At 35.2% G+C, this 247-nt stretch carries 1 protein-coding gene; it reads right to left on the bottom strand.

All coding sequences use genetic code 11. From position 1 onward, the window contains the following. The coding region (locus ACY2RT_RS15510) for an SDR family oxidoreductase (protein WP_490156820.1) at window positions 1-247 on the bottom strand (247 nt) is incomplete at both ends.

Here is a 247-nt window from a genome sequence, read left to right as displayed (position 1 = left end):
CTCCAGACAGAGGTTTACAATATTGGCAGTACCTTCTATGTTTACTTTTTTCAATTTATGGTAATGCTTTGGGTTAAAAATAATATATGCTGCAGCGTGATAAACATGTGTAATATCTTTAAAAGCTAATATCAAAGCAGGTATGTCTGTGATATTTGCTTCTACCCACTCAATTTTGTGGAATCGAACCTCAGGTTCCGAGGTAAAATACGAGAGTACTTTTTTTACAGCTTCCAGATCGCTTGAA

The sequence above is a fragment of the Ulvibacter sp. 2210JD10-4 genome (assembly GCF_058148525.1).
Note: the sequence above shows the minus strand (reverse complement) of the source record. Positions and strands in the feature narration are given on the sequence as shown.